Source organism: Faecalibacterium sp. Marseille-Q3530, assembly GCF_017377625.1.
GTDB lineage: Bacteria > Bacillota > Clostridia > Oscillospirales > Ruminococcaceae > Faecalibacterium > Faecalibacterium prausnitzii_E.
The window spans coordinates 89685-104675 of record NZ_JAFREH010000002.1; the positions used below are offsets into that span (position 1 = coordinate 89685).

General features: G+C 61.7%; 12 protein-coding genes. All 12 read left to right on the plus strand.

Annotated elements, in window-relative coordinates:
* Positions 1–74: 74 nt before the first annotated feature.
* The 12 genes from mutS (at position 75) to J3350_RS03630 (ending at position 14984) form a co-directional block, all read left to right on the plus strand.
* Entirely contained in the window at positions 75–2690 is a 2616-nt protein-coding gene (gene mutS / locus J3350_RS03575; protein WP_207685717.1) for a DNA mismatch repair protein MutS, read from the plus strand.
* Positions 2691–2726: 36 nt separating this feature from the next.
* A complete protein-coding gene (gene mutL / locus J3350_RS03580) occupies positions 2727–4916 on the plus strand; it encodes a DNA mismatch repair endonuclease MutL (protein WP_207685718.1) in 2190 nt (729 codons plus the stop codon).
* A complete protein-coding gene (gene miaA, locus J3350_RS03585; protein ID WP_207685719.1) occupies positions 4900–5850 on the plus strand; it encodes a tRNA (adenosine(37)-N6)-dimethylallyltransferase MiaA in 951 nt (316 codons plus the stop codon). The genes mutL and miaA overlap by 17 nt, the downstream gene beginning before the upstream one ends.
* A gap of 5 nt (positions 5851–5855) precedes the next feature.
* Positions 5856–7166 carry an HlyD family efflux transporter periplasmic adaptor subunit gene (locus J3350_RS03590; RefSeq protein ID WP_242700115.1) on the plus strand — a complete coding sequence of 437 codons (1311 nt, stop codon included), beginning with the start codon at positions 5856–5858 and terminating at the stop codon, positions 7164–7166.
* Positions 7167–7272: 106 nt separating this feature from the next.
* Complete coding sequence (locus tag J3350_RS03595) at positions 7273–7737, plus strand: cell division protein SepF (protein WP_097792329.1); 465 nt, start codon at positions 7273–7275, stop codon at positions 7735–7737.
* A complete protein-coding gene (locus J3350_RS03600; RefSeq protein ID WP_207685721.1) occupies positions 7721–8542 on the plus strand; it encodes an RNA-binding protein in 822 nt (273 codons plus the stop codon). Before J3350_RS03595 ends, J3350_RS03600 begins: the two co-directional genes overlap by 17 nt.
* Positions 8543–8564: 22 nt before the next feature.
* Positions 8565–9371, plus strand: a complete 807-nt coding sequence (locus J3350_RS03605) for a DivIVA domain-containing protein (protein WP_207685722.1) — start codon at positions 8565–8567, stop codon at positions 9369–9371.
* 37 nt (positions 9372–9408) lie between these two features.
* A complete protein-coding gene (gene ileS, locus J3350_RS03610; protein ID WP_207685723.1) occupies positions 9409–12204 on the plus strand; it encodes an isoleucine--tRNA ligase in 2796 nt (931 codons plus the stop codon).
* A 105-nt stretch (positions 12205–12309) separates the two neighbouring features.
* Positions 12310–12786, plus strand: coding sequence for a signal peptidase II (lspA, locus tag J3350_RS03615; protein ID WP_207685724.1), 477 nt, complete (start codon positions 12310–12312; stop codon positions 12784–12786).
* 3 nt (positions 12787–12789) lie between these two features.
* The gene (locus tag J3350_RS03620) at positions 12790–13734 is read left to right on the plus strand and encodes an RluA family pseudouridine synthase (protein ID WP_207685725.1); all 945 of its coding nucleotides are present in this window, start codon (positions 12790–12792) and stop codon (positions 13732–13734) included.
* Positions 13731–14564: an HAD hydrolase family protein gene (locus J3350_RS03625; protein ID WP_097792323.1), complete on the plus strand. Its 834-nt coding sequence runs from the start codon at positions 13731–13733 to the stop codon at positions 14562–14564. Before J3350_RS03620 ends, J3350_RS03625 begins: the two co-directional genes overlap by 4 nt.
* 66 nt (positions 14565–14630) lie before the next feature.
* Positions 14631–14984: a helix-hairpin-helix domain-containing protein gene (locus J3350_RS03630; protein WP_207685726.1), complete on the plus strand. Its 354-nt coding sequence runs from the start codon at positions 14631–14633 to the stop codon at positions 14982–14984.
* The last annotated feature ends 7 nt before the right edge of the window (positions 14985–14991 follow it).

Here is a 14991-nt window from a genome sequence, read left to right on the forward strand (position 1 = left end):
CAGGCCGGTTTTCCCGGCATGATGTTTCAAAACTGCGATCAAACAGGGATTCAATGCAAGAAAGGTGGACTACCATGGCGGAACTGTCGCCCATGATGCAGCAATATCTGGAGATCAAAAAACAACACAAGGACGAGATTCTGTTCTACCGCATCGGCGACTTTTACGAGATGTTCTTCGACGATGCCCGGACGGCCTCGCGGGAGCTGGACCTGACGCTGACCGGAAAGCAGTGCGGTCAGGAGGAGCGCGCCCCCATGTGCGGGGTGCCCTTCCACAGCTACGAAGGCTATGTGGCCCGGCTCATCGCCAAAGGCTACAAGGTCGCCATCTGTGAGCAGGTGGAAGACCCCGCCAAGGCCAAGGGCCTCGTCAAGCGGGATATCATCCGTGTGGTCACGCCCGGCACCATCATCGAGAGCAGCATGCTCCAAGATGATAAAAACAACTACATCGCGAGCATTTTCATCAAGGGGAACACGGCGGGCCTCTGCTTTGCCGACGTTTCCACCGGCACGGCCCACATCACGGAACTCCGGCAGGAAAAGGTCGTCCCGGCTGTCATCACCGAGCTGTGCCGCTACCACCCCAGCGAGGTGCTGATGAACCCCAACACCCTCGACTGCCGGGAGCTGACCACCTACCTGAAGAAAAATATGCAGTGCTCCGTCGAACTTGTCGAAGAGGAACGCTATGCGCCGGGCCTTGTGGCCATCGCGCTGGAAAATCAGTTCGGCCGCGACTGGCCCGCGAAGACCGGCATCGACGAAAAGGGCAATGTCCGCTTTGCCATGGCGGCGTTGCTGGAATATCTGCACGACACCCAGATCAAGGGCGTCGAACGCCTGAAGACCGTCATCAGCTACAACAAGGCGCAGTTCATGCGGCTGTCGCCGGTCACGCGGGCCAATCTGGAACTGACCGAGACGCTGCGCGGCCGCGAGAAGCGGGGTACCCTGCTCTGGGTGCTGGACAAGACCAGCACCGCCATGGGCAAGCGGATGCTCCGCAGCTGGATCGAACAGCCGCTCGTTTCCAGCGGCATCATCAACCGCCGCCTGAACGAGGTGGAAAGTCTGGTCAACCAGACCGTCCAGCGCGGTGACCTCATGGAAGAGCTGCACTACATCTCCGATCTGGAGCGGATGATGACCCGCACCGTCTACGGCTCGGCCACGCCGAAGGAGATCTACGCCATGGCCCAGACCTGCGACCGCCTGCCGGGGCTGCGTCGGCAGGCCGAAAACTGCAATTGCCCGGAGCTGGCCGAACTGGCGGCGCAGATCGACCCGCTGACCGACATCAAGGAAAAGATCTACGCGGCGGTCAGCCCGGACGCACCGTCTACCTTAAAGGACGGCGGTGTCATCGCCAAGGGCTACCACACCGAGGTGGACGAGCTGCGTTCCATCCGCGATAACACCAAGGGCATCCTGGCCCAGCTGGAGACCCGCCTGCGGCAGGAGACCGGCATCCCCAAGCTGAAGATCGGCTACAACCACGTCTTTGGCTACTTCATCGAGGTCAGCAACAGCTACAAAAATCTGGTGCCGGAGACCTACATCCGCAAGCAGACGCTCACCAGCGGCGAGCGCTACATCACCCAGGAACTCAAGGAGCTGGAAAGCAAGATCCTCGGTGCCCACGAGCGCCTCATCGCGCTGGAACACCGCCTTTTTGCCGAGCTGCTGGAGACCATCAGCGCCCAGCTGGACCGCATCCAGCGGACGGCCAATGCCGTCGCCGAGCTGGATGTGCTGGCAGCGCTGGCGCAGGTGGCGGCCGAGAACAACTACTGCCGCCCCGTTGTGGACGACGGCGACGAGCTGACCATTGTGGAGGGCCGTCATCCGGTGGTCGAGCAGATGCTCAAGGGCAGCCTGTTCGTGCCAAACGATACCACCCTCAACTGCTCCACCGACCGCTGCCTCATCATCACCGGCCCTAACATGGCCGGTAAATCGACCTACATGCGTCAAAATGCCCTCATCGCGCTGATGGCGCAGATCGGCTCCTTCGTCCCGGCCAAAGAATGCCATGTGGGCGTTGTGGATGCCATCTTCACCCGCATCGGTGCATCGGACGATCTGTCGGCCGGGCAGTCCACCTTCATGGTGGAGATGACCGAGGTGGCCGAGATCCTGAAGAATGCCACCACAAAGAGTCTGGTCATTCTGGACGAGATCGGCCGCGGAACCTCTACATTTGACGGCATGAGCATTGCCCGCGCCGTGGTCGAGCACATCTCCGACCCGGCCAAAGGACTTGGCTGCAAGACGCTGTTCGCCACCCACTACCACGAGCTGACCGACCTCGAAGGCATCCTGGAGGGCGTGAAGAACTACAACATCGCGGTCAAAAAGCGCGGCGAAGATATCACGTTCCTTCGCCGGATCGTCCGCGGCCCGGCCGATGACAGCTACGGCATCGAGGTGGCAAAGCTGGCCGGTCTGCCCGGCACCGTGACCCGCCGCGCCCACGAGGTGCTGCGGGCACTGGAAGCCAGCGCCCCCAAGAACAACGTCGAACAGATGGATTTCGACGCCCTGCAGGAGTACAATTCTCCGGCCGTTCCCAGCGAAGTGCTGGAAAAGCTGGAAGCCCTCGATGTGGAGACGCTGACGCCCATCGAAGCGCTGAACTTCCTGTACGAGCTCAAAAAGACCCTGAAGGGCAGCCTGAACGGCTGAAACTGACGCAACACCAACGAAAAGGGGAGGGAACCCATGGCAGTCATCCATGTTTTGGACAAACACACCGCAGAGCTGATCGCCGCCGGTGAGGTCGTCGAGCGGCCGGCTTCGGTGGTCAAAGAGCTGCTCGAAAACGCCATCGACGCCGGTGCCGCCCAGATCACGGTGAGCATCGAGTCCGGCGGTGTCAAGTTGATCGAGATCAGCGATAACGGCACCGGCATCGAAGCCGCCTACATCCCCACGGCGTTCATCCGCCATGCCACCAGCAAGATCCAGACCGAGGAGGACCTGAACCATATCCACACCCTCGGCTTCCGAGGCGAAGCACTGGCCTCCATCGCCAGTGTGGCGCGGGTGGAGGTGCTGACCCGGACCGAAGCGGACGAATGCGCCTCGGTCTACCGCATCGAGGGCGGGGAAGCCTATCCCATCGAACCCGGTGCCCGCAGCGTGGGAACCACCATCCGGGTGAAGGACCTGTTCTACAACACGCCCGCCCGGATGAAGTTCCTGAAAAAGGATTCCAGTGAGGGCACCTTTGTGGCGGATACCGTCGCCCATGTGGCCCTGAGCCACCCGGAGGTCAGCTTCAAGTTCATCCGTGAGGGGGAATTGCAGTACGTCACTCCCGGCGACGGTCAGCTGCGCAGTGCAGCATATGCCGTGTTGGGCCGAGAATTCAGCCGGGACCTCATCGAGCTGGACAACCGCGAGGGCGTCTATCGGGTGTGGGGCCTCATCACCCAGCCCAGAAGCTGCCGTGCCAGCCGGAGTATGCAGTATTTCTATATCAATGGGCGCTATGTCCGCAACCGCACCATGATGGCGGGCATGGAAATGGCGTTCAAGGGCACCACGATGCAGGGCAAGTTTCCTGGAGGAATCTTGCTTCTGGAAATGCCGTCAGACTTGGTGGATGTCAACGTGCACCCGGCCAAAACGGAAGTCCGCTTCGCCCGCGAGAATGATATTTTCGACCTCGTGTACCACGCCACCAAGCTGGCACTGGCCCAGCCGGGCACCGGCGAGCGGCTGTTCGCTTTCGAGGAATCCAAAAACGAGAAGAACAACGAAAAATCCAATAGCTCAGAAAAAGACGAAAATCCGAGCGAAAATACTGTAAAGAAAAACAACTTTACAGCGCTTTCTGCCGTTATTCCGGGGCAGGCAGAGCCGGGCACGTTGAAACAGCACCCCCAAACGGCCCCTTCCATGGCATCCGCTGCACCGGCGGCCCTGGCTCCGGCTGTGCCCGCCCGGCCCGTCCGCTCGACAGCGGCAGAAGCGGACATCCTGCCGGGGCCGTCCACGGTATCCCCCAATGAGCACAGCTGGACAACGGTTGCACCTTCGGCTCCCCTGAACCCGGACGTCAGCCTGCACAGCCCGAAGCGGCCGGAAGAGGAGGCAGACCTTGCCGAACCGGTTGCGCCGCGTTTCCGAGCAGCATCCAGCGAGGCTCAGCTCGACATCGAGCCGGACGCAGACGACCTGCCTGGAGCGCAGGACCACATGGCAGCATGGAACCCGGCCCCGCAGCCCAAAACGGCAGAGCCGGAACCTGCTGCGTCTGAACCCGCTGAAACGGAAGAAGCGTCGGCCCCCGCCGGGACGCCCGAACAGATGGGCTTTGATCTTCAGGAGGGGCCGGAGCCGCTCCGCTATGTGGGCGAACTTTTCCGCACCTACATCCTCGCAGAGCGGGGGGACGAGGTGTGCATCATTGATAAACACGCGGCCCACGAGCGCCAGCTCTTTGAAAAGCTGGCCGCGTCCTACGGCGATGTGCCCAGCCAGCTGCTGCTGGAACCGGTGGTGGTGGAGCTTTCAGCCGAGGAGAAGACGGCGCTGCTGGCCAACATCGACCTGCTGGAACGTGCCGGGCTGGAGATCGACGACTTTGGTGGAAATTCGGTCTTTCTGCGCGCGGTCCCTGCCGATGTGGAGCAGGGCAGCGCCGAAGACCTTCTCGTGGAGCTGGCAGCGAAGCTGGCCCACGGCAGCCGCGACGCCCTGAGCGAAAAGACCGAGTGGGTGCTCCACTCCATCTCCTGCCGTGCGGCCATCAAGGCGGGGGACCACACCTCCCCGCAGGAGCTTATGGCGCTGGCCGAGAAGATCCTGTCCGGCGAAGTGCCGCCCTTCTGCCCGCATGGTCGCCCCTGCGTCCTCAAATTGACCCGAAAGGAGCTGGAAAAGCAGTTTGGCCGAATCGTTTGAGAAAAAGCACCCGGTCCTCGCTGTGGTCGGCCCGACCGCGACCGGCAAGACCGCGCTGGGCGTTGCGCTGGCCGAGCAGTTCGGCGGTGAGATCATCAGCGCAGATTCGATGCAGATCTACAAAGGCCTCGATGTCGGCACCGCCAAGGTGACGCCGGAAGAGACCCGCGGCATCCCGCACCATGCCGTCGATCTTCTGGAGCCGGACCAAACCTTCAGCGTGGCGGATTTCACTGCGCTGGCCGGAACGCTGGAAACCGACCTCTCCGCCCGCGGAAAGCTGCCCATTCTGGTGGGCGGCACCGGGCTGTACGTCCAGAGCTTCCTCTACGGCGTCCGCTTCACGGCCGAAAAAGCCCCGGACGGTCTGCGGGAGCAGCTGGCGGCAGAGCTGGCCGAAAAAGGCCCGGCTGCCCTGTACGAAGAGCTGAAACAGGTGGACCCGGAAGCCGCTGCCGCCATCCACCCGAACAATCAGGTGCGGGTGCTGCGGGCGCTGGAACACTACCGCGCCACCGGCCGACGCCTCAGTGAACAGAAGGCGGCATCGCTCCCGCCGGAGCGGCCCTACCGCGCACTGGTGCTGGGGCTGGACTTCCCGGAGCGCGCCCAGCTCTACCGCCGCATCGACCTGCGGGTGGACCGGATGATGGACGCGGGCCTTCTGGCCGAAGCCGAAACCGTGTTTGCGAACCGGGCCCGCTTCAAAACGGCAGCGCAGGCCATTGGCTATAAGGAATTCTTTCCCTACTTTATGGGGGAGTCGGAACTGACGCCCTGCGTGGAGAAGCTCAAGCAGGCTTCCCGCAACTACGCCAAGCGTCAGCTGACCTGGTTCCGCCACATGGACGGCGTGGTCTGGCTGGACGCAGCGGCACCGGATCTCAAAGCCCGCGCTGCCGCACTGACGCAGGAATTTATCACGAAAGGATGAGCAGAATGCAGGAAGAGAAGGAAAAACGTGAGCTGCCCGGCGCACTGAAGACGCTGGCAGGCGTTGCCATCGTCTTTTTGCTGCTGGCGGCCATGTATGTCTTCTATCAGGCCATGCAGGTGCTGTTCCCGCCCAACACCTACGAAACGGCCCTTCTGGCCACGGTAGAAGACACGGTGGATGCCGAGGGCGTGCTGCTGTTCAACGAAAGCTATGTGGCCGGGGACGGTACACTGGGCTACCTTGTGGCCGATGGCGAGCGCGTCTCGGCGGGCACTGCGGTGGCAGAAGTCTACAGCGATGCTTCCCAGGCTGGTCTGCGCCAGCAGCTGACCCAGATCAACGACCAGATCGACCTGCTGCAAAAATCGCAGAACACCACCTCGGCGCAGATGGAGTCCCTGCGCAAAGACCGCTCGGCGGCGCTGTACGATCTGATGGATGCGCTGGATGCCTCCGACTACGAGGATACCGACGCCCAGACGGAGGACTATCTGCTGGCCCAGAACAAGCTCTGGATCATCACCGGTGAGGTCTCCACCTTCTCGGACCAGATCGCCGCGCTGGTGCAGCAGGCGTCCAATGTGCAGGCCCAGCTGGGCAGCCCCACCCAGATCACCGCCCCGCAGACGGGCTATTTCATCCGTTCGGCCAGTTCCGGGCGGCTCAATGCCGGCATGGAAGATATCCTTGCGCTGGGTGCTGCGGACCTGAAAGCCTATATCGAGTCCTCCCCGGAGATCAAACTGGACGGCTGCGCGGGCAAGATCGTCTCCGGCTTCACTTGGTACTATGCTGGTATCTGCTCGGCCAAACAGGGCGAAAAGCTGCTGGGCTCGGACGGAAAACCGCGGAAGACCTCGGTGGAGATCCGCTTCCCCGGTCAGGCGGAAACGCCCCTCAAGGCCACTGTGCAGGAAGTGAACATCGACACCGAGAACGACATGACCCGCTTCGTCCTCTCGTGCGAGGTCATCAACGGCGACGTGCTGCGGCTGAACCGGGCCAATGCGCAGGTCATCGTGGGGCAGAGCACTGGCCTGCGGGTGCCGCAGGCGGCGGTCCACTACCTCAAAGAGGACGGCTCCGAGGCCGAGAGTCAGGGCGAGAACTACATCCCCGGCGTCTATGTCAAGTACGGCAACCTGGCCCGCTTCTGCAAGATCGACCCCGTGGACGACCAGCACCCCCAGGTGCTGGATGGCGATTATCTCATCGTTTTGCCCAGCGGAACGGCCGGTTCGATCAGTCAGGTTCGCCTTTATGACGAGATTATCGTCTCCGGACAAAATTTGTATGATGGAAAACTTTTGTAGTTATTGACATCTGCGGCAAAAAATCCGATAATAGTAGAAGCTATTTGCATCTCTTTGCAAAATCAGCCAGGCAGCGCAAGCTGCCCGAATGAAAGGAGCAGTTTCTATGTCTTTTGTGGATAGTCTGAAGAAGGGGCTTTTCGGCAGCGAGGACGAGTACGACGATCAGTACATCGACGACGGCCCCCAGATGGTGAACAACAACAACGGTCTGGGCGTCGGGGCAGACGAAGAGGATGAGGAGCCCGCAGAGGGCACCCCCAGAAAGAACAAGGTGGTCAACATCCATGCGACCACCCAGCTCAAGGTCGTTTTGGTCAAGCCGGAGCGCTTTGAGGATGCCAGCACCATCGCCGACCACCTGAACAACAAGCGCACCGTGGTCCTGAACCTGGAGTCTACCAACAAGGAAGTTTCCCGCCGCCTGGTCGATTTCCTCTCCGGCGTCGCCTACGCCAACAACGGCCAGATCAAGCGCGTGGCAAACAGCACCTTCATCATCACCCCCTACAACGTGGATATCATGGGTGATCTGCTGGACGAGCTGGAGAACAATGGCGCATTCTATTGATCCTGCCCCCAAAGCCGTGCGGGGCTTCGTCCCCGCCCGCAGCGATGAAGAGCGCTATCTGATGCGGCACATCGAGGACCTGGCCCGCACGGCGGAGAGCCGCGGCATCCCGCGCTATTCCGCCTTTCTGAGTGACCGGGAGCAGGATCTTGCCAGAGCAGCGCTCAACCGCGCCGCCGTCCCGGAAAATGTGTATCACTTCGAGGGCGGCTGGCCCGGTGCAGAGCGTCGGCTCCTCTGCCTGGAACCGGAGGGCAGCTGGCCGGACAGCCCGCTGTGCTGCGTCCGGCTCACCTGCCGGGTGCAGGCCGGGGCTGCTCTTCCGGCGCACAAGGATTACCTCGGCAGCCTGATGGGGCTGGAATTGCGGCGGGAGGCGCTGGGCGACATCGTCCTGCCCTCCGATGCGCCGGGCACGGCCTATGTCTTTGCGCTGGAACCGGCGGCGCAGCTCATCTGTCAGGAACTGCTGCAGGCGGGCCGGGTGGAGGTCACGACCCGGCTTCTGCAGCTGGAAGAGCTTCCGGAGTTCCCGCAGGCGGAGCGGACGCTGCAAACGGCGACCGTTTCTTCCCTGCGGCTGGATGCGGTGCTGGCAGCCATGCTCCACTGCAGCCGCAACATGGCAGCGGAGCTCATCACGGCAGGCCGGGTGGAGATCAACCACCTTCCTGTGGAGAGCGTCCACGCCCCGGTGTATGAGGGCGATGTCTTCACCGTGCGGGGCAAGGGCCGCTTTGGTCTGACGGCACTGCCCGGAAAAAGCAGAAAAGACCGGGCGATCATCGAGTTTTTTCAATATTAAATGAATTTGGGAGGAAACTACTATGCTGACCTCGCAGGACGTGCGCAACGTTCAATTTGAAAAAAACCTCCGCGGCTATCGCACCGAAGAGGTGGACCGTTTCCTGGATAAGGTCGAAGAGCAGCTCCGGCAGGACGATGCCCTGGCCGAGGAGCTGCGCAAGCAGATCGCAGACCTGACAGCGGAAAACCAGCGTCTCCACGAAGAGATGAAGAACTACGAGGCGGACGGCGACATGCTCAAGAGTGCGCTCATCAATGCACAGCGCATGGGCGAGAACGTCATCCGCGAAGCAAACCAGAAGTCGGAAGAGATCCTGCACCGTGCAAATCTGCGCGGGGATGATATTATCCGCGATGCCAATGAGCTGCTCCAGAAGGCCAGTGACCGCGCGGATGAGATCATCAACGAAGCAAACGATAAAAAGCTGGCAGAGGAGCGCGAGTATGACCGCGTCCGTCTGGAAGTCACCCGTTTCAAGTCCGACGTGCTCAACCTGTACCGCAGCCATGTCGAGTCTCTGAGCCGCCTGCCGGAGTTCCAGAAGGAGGAGCCGGAGGCTGCCGAGCCCGCTGTGGAGGAAAAAGCAGAGGAGACCACTGCTGCGGCTCTGACCGAGGAGATCGAGCAGGCACAGCCGGAGACCGATGCCGCCCCTGCGGACGAGGAAACCGCAGAGGACGACAAGAGCGAGGATTTCTGGTCCAAGGATGAGAGCCAGCTCAAGATCAAGCTGGACCCGTCTCAGGCACCCGTTGGCGCAGAGGAAGAGGAAGAACCGGCAGAGCCGGATTATGCCGCTTTCAAGGGCGTCAAATTCAGCGAGTGACCGGAGCGTTTCAATAAATTAGAGGAGTGTGTAACCATTGGCTAAGAATAAGTCTCAGTACGACAATACGTTGAATCTGCCCAAGACGCTGTTCGAGATGCGCGCAGGCCTGCCCAAAAAGGAGCCTGTCATGCTCAAGGACTGGGAAGACAACGACCTGTACAATCAGCTCATCAAGCACAACGACGGCAAGCCCAAGTTCGTTCTGCACGACGGCCCCCCGTATGCAAACGGCAACATCCACATGGGCACCGCGCTGAACAAGATCATCAAGGATATCATCATCCGCGACAAGAACATGGAGGGCTTCCAGGCTCCCTATGTGCCCGGCTTTGATACCCACGGCCTGCCCATTGAGCTGAAGGCGCTGTCCTCCGTCGGCGAGAAGAAGAAGGACATCTCCAAGCTGGAGCTGCGCCAGATCTGCGAAAAGTTCGCCACCGAGCACATCGACATCATGAGCGACCAGTTCAAGCGTCTGGGTGTCATCGGCGACTTTGAGCACCCCTACCTGACCCTGAAGCCGGAGTTTGAGGCCCGCCAGATCGAGATCTTCGGTGAGATGGCCAAGAAGGGCTACATCTACAAGGGCCTGAAGCCCGTTTACTGGTGCCCTGACTGCCGCACCGCTCTGGCTGAGGCCGAGATCGAGTACGGTGAGGACGACTGCGATTCCATCTTCGTCCGCTTCCATGTCACTCAGGACCCCAACGGTGTGCTGGCAAAGCATGGCATCCCGATGGATAAGACCTACTTCGTGATCTGGACCACCACCACCTGGACCCTGCCCGCCAACGAGGCCATCTGCCTGAACGGCCAGTTCGAGTATTCCTTCGTCAAGATCGGCGAGGAGTACCACATCATGGCCACCGAGCTGGTCAAGAGCGTCATGGATGCCTGCCACATCACCGACTATGAGGTCGTGGGCGAGCCGGTCAGCGGTGCAGAGTTCGAGCTCATGCGCTACCAGCATGTCTACCTGCCCAAGGAGGGCTGGGTCATCCTGGGCGACCACGTCACGCTGGAGAGCGGCTCCGGCTGCGTCCACACCGCAGGCGGCCACGGCGTCGATGACTTCAACGTCTGCCAGAAGTATCCGCAGGTGCCCATCACCGTCCCCGTGGACGACGGCGGCTATCTGACCGACCTGGCCGGCAAGTACGCAGGCCAGCGCGTCTGGGCAGCCAATAAGACCATCCTGGCCGACCTCACCGCGTCCGGTGCCGTCATGGGTCAGGTGCACATCAAGCATCAGTACCCGCACTGCTGGCGCTGCCATCACCCCATCATCTTCCGCGCCACTGAGCAGTGGTTCTGCTCGGTCGCAAAGTTCCGTGAGGATGTCTACAAGGCCATCGACACCGTGCAGTGGATGCCCGACTGGGGCCACGACCGCATGAAGGGCATGGTCCGCGACCGCAACGACTGGTGCATCAGCCGTCAGCGCACCTGGGGTGTGCCCATCCCGGCCTTCTACTGCAAGAAGTGCGGCGCTTACCACATCACCGACGCCACCATCAAGGCTGTCAGCGAGCTGTTCCGCAAGGAAGGCTCCGATGCCTGGTACAAGTACGAAGCTGAGCAGATCATCCCCGCAGGCGAAGTCTGCGAGAAGTGCGGCGCTTCCGAGTGGACCAAGGACACCGATATCATGGACGTCTGGTTCGATTCCGGCTCCACCCATGCAGCCGTTCTGGAAGAGCGCCCGGAGCTGCACTTCCCGGCTGACATGTATATGGAGGGCGGCGACCAGTTCCGCGGCTGGTTCCAGTCCAGCCTGCTGACCAGCGTTGCAAGCAAGGGCTGCGCCCCCTACAAGTCCGTTCTGTGCCACGGCTGGGTCGTGGACGAGCAGGGCAAGCAGATGCACAAGAGCGCCGGCAACGGCGTGGAGCCCAGCGAGATCATCAAGGACTACGGCGCTGATATCATCCGCCTGTGGGTCGCTTCTTCCGACTACACCGTCGATGTGCGCGCCGGTAAGAACATCTTCAAGCAGCTGAGCGAGGCTTACCGCAAGATCCGCAATACCGCCCGCTTCATCCTGGGCAACCTGGACGGCTTCGACCCCAACACCGACTGCGTCACCGACGACCAGCTGCAGGAGATCGACCGCTGGGCACTGGCTGCGCTGGACGACCTGATCGTCAACGCACACGCCGGTTATGAGGTCTACGACTTCAACAAGGTCTACCACGCAGTCTACAACTTCTGTGTCGTGGCCATGTCCAACTTCTATCTGGATGTCACCAAGGATCGTCTCTACTGCACCAACGGCGCAGCCCGCCGCGCAGCACAGACCACCATGTACAAGATCCTGGTCGCACTGGATAAGATCATCGCCCCCATCCTCTGCTTCACCAGCCAGGAGATCTGGGACTTCATGCCCAAGACCGAGGGCATGAACAAGTACGTCGTCTTCGAGGATATGCCCAAAGCGGGCCAGTATGCCGCCGACGCTGCTTTCAAGGCCAAGTGGGCACAGCTCATCGCTGTCCGCGACGAGGTCAAGAAGGTGCTGGAGCAGGCTCGTGCCGAGAAGACCATCGGTGCTTCGCTGGAAGCTGCCGTCACCCTGTACTGCAACGATGCCGTCTATGACCTGCTGAACAGCATCCCCATGGACGAGCTGGCTGACCTGATGATCGTCTCCCAGGTGGAGCTGGTCAAGGGCGAGGGCGGCGCTGCCTCTGCGGTCGAGGGTCTGGGCGTGGCTGCGGCTCACGCCACCGGCGACAAGTGCGAGCGCTGCTGGAAGTATTCCGCAGACATCGGCACTCATCCGGCTCACCCCACCCTCTGCGCCCGCTGCGCAAGCGTGGTGGAAGGCTGAGGCTTTTTCCGTTTGAACGCTGCGGCGCTCCTTTCGAGCAGGGGAGCGCCGCTTTTTGATATCAGAAGACCGGCGGGTCCGGCCCGCTGTTGGGAGTATTTCGTTATGGCTTATGTGATCTTTAACCTGCTGTGTGTGGCAGTGCTCATCGGCATCGACCAGGGCATCAAGTTCTGGGCGGTGCATGTGCTGATGCCCGTGGGCACTCTGCCGCTCATCCCCCATGTGGTGGAGCTGCGGTTCGTGCTCAACCAGGGCATGGCGTTCAGCCTGCTCAGCGGCAGGCAGCTGTTTTTGATCGTGGCCACCAGCGCTGCGCTGATCCTCGTCGCATACTGGCTGTTTTTCCGCAGCCGGAACGATCGCCTGCAGCAGGCGGCGCTGATCCTTGTGCTGGGCGGCGGCATCGGCAACCTCATCGACCGTGTGCTGAACGGCGAGGTCGTGGACTACATCAACCTGCTGTTCATGCGGTTCGCCGTCTTCAACTTTGCGGATATCTGCGTCTGTGTGGGTGTGGCGCTCTGGGTGCTGGTCATCTTTTTGGAGGAGCTGCACTCCGGTGACGCAAAGGAGCCGTGACCCATGGAACAGCGTGAATTTATCGTGGAAGCGGAGGGCGCAGGCCAGCGCATCGACCGCTTTTTGAGCGGGGAGGATACCGGCCTTTCCCGCAGCGCGCTGCAGGCGCTGGTGGCAGATGGCCATGTGCTGTGCAACGGCAAGGCCCCGGTCAAGAGCCTGAAGCTCAAGGCCGGCGACATCATCCTGCTGGAGATCCCGGACGCCCGGCCCATTGAGGCCGTGCCGCAGGAGATCCCGCTGGACATCGTGTTTGAGGATGCGCACCTGTTGGTGGTCAACAAGCCCAAGGGCATGGTGGTGCACCCGGCCCCCGGCAACCCGGACGGCACATTGGTCAATGCGCTGCTGTGGCACTGCAAGGGCAGCCTTTCCGGCATCGGCGGCGAGATCCGCCCCGGCATCGTCCACCGTATTGATAAGGACACCAGCGGCCTTCTCGTCGTCGCCAAGGACGACGCCACCCACATCGGCCTGTCCCAGCAGATGGCGGTCCACAGCGTGGAGCGGGCTTACCATACCATCGTCTACGGCGGCTTTGCACAGGACGAGGGCTTTGTGGAGTCCCATCTGGGCCGCTCGAAGACCGACCGCAAGAAGATGGCCGTCTATCCGTCCACCGAGCCCCACACCAAGTATGCCTACACCGGCTACCGGGTGCTGGAGCGCCTGGGCAAGTTCACGATGCTGGAATGCCGCCTGAAAACAGGCCGCACCCACCAGATCCGCGTTCATATGGCGTCCATCCATCACCCGGTGGCAGGGGACCCGGTCTATGGCCCGCACAACTGCATCACCAGCCTCCATGGCCAGTGCCTTCATGCCAAAACACTGGGCTTCGTCCACCCCATCACGGGCGAGCATCTGCGGTTCGACTCCGAACTGCCGGATTACTTCACCCGCTTTCTGACCACGCTCCGTCAGCGCACAGGAGGAAACAACGAATGAGCAATTCCATCGAAAACACGCTGGTCCTCTGCGATCTCGACAACCTTCTTCTGAATGCAGAGGGCAGCCTGCCCCAGCTCCACCGCGATGTGCTGCAGCTGTTTGCCAGCCGCGGCGGCAAGCTGACCATCTACTCCCAGCGGTCGCCCAAGGTGGTGCGTTCTCTGCTGGGCGGGGTGCGGCTCAGCGCGCCCGCGCTGGTCTGCGGCGGTGTGCTGGCTTACAACTTTGCCGAGGGCACGGGCACGGCCCTGTGCAGTTTTGCCGGGATGGAGGAATCCGTCCTCCGGGTGCTTCCCGGTGTGCCGGGCGTCGGCATTGCTTTGCAGATGAAGAACGGTTCCACCCGTGTGCTGCGGATGAGCGAATCTCTGGAAGCCCACCTGCGGCAGGAGTGGACCACCTTTGTGCTGAGCAATGCGGCGGACGTCCGGGGAGAGGATGTGCTGCGCATCCTGTTCTATCAGGACAAAAAGCAGGTCCCCCTGACGGCGCTGCTGGAAAAGGCGCTGGGCGAGGCCACCGTGACCCTCCGCGCCGAGCGGATGGGTCCGGATGTACTGGCGCTTCTGCCGGGCAGTGTGTCCGGCAGTGCGATGGTCCAGGCCGTCTGCTCCCCGGCAGGCTATTCTGCCGAGCAGCTGACCGTTCTGGCCGACTGCACCCAGATGGCAGAGCTGGTCCATCTGGCGGGGAACAGCGTTGTCCCCGCCGATGCCCCGGCTGAGCTGCGCCTTGCCGCCAGGCAGACCACCCTCACCGACCACGATGCCGGTGCTGCGGCGGAGCTGCTCTATGGCATGGTGCGCTCTGCGGAAACGTCTGCGTAAAAGTTGTGTAAAGTCTCCTGTATTTTTCGTGCAGGGGGCTTTCTTTTTGGAGGAAAGTCGGGTACAATGAAGGAAACCGGTTCTCAGGCATCTGCCCGGCGGCACGAGCGGCTGTTTTTGCTGTGCGCGCCAGCGGCGGCTGTGGTCTGCATCCTGCTGGCGGCTGCCCTTGCGCCGCCCAGGCTGACGCCAAAGGCAGCATCCGAAACGCCCATGGTCCAGCTCATCCGGGTGGACCTGAACACAGCAGACCTCGAAACGCTCTGCATCCTGCCAAACGTCGGCGAAAAGCGAGCGCAGGCGCTCCTGGAATACCGCGGCACGCACGGCCCGTTCCGGCATGTTGCGGATGCGGCCGAGGTGCCCGGCCTCAGCGAGAGCATCGTGGCTTCCTGGGACGGACTGGCCTATGTGAGCTGAACAAACC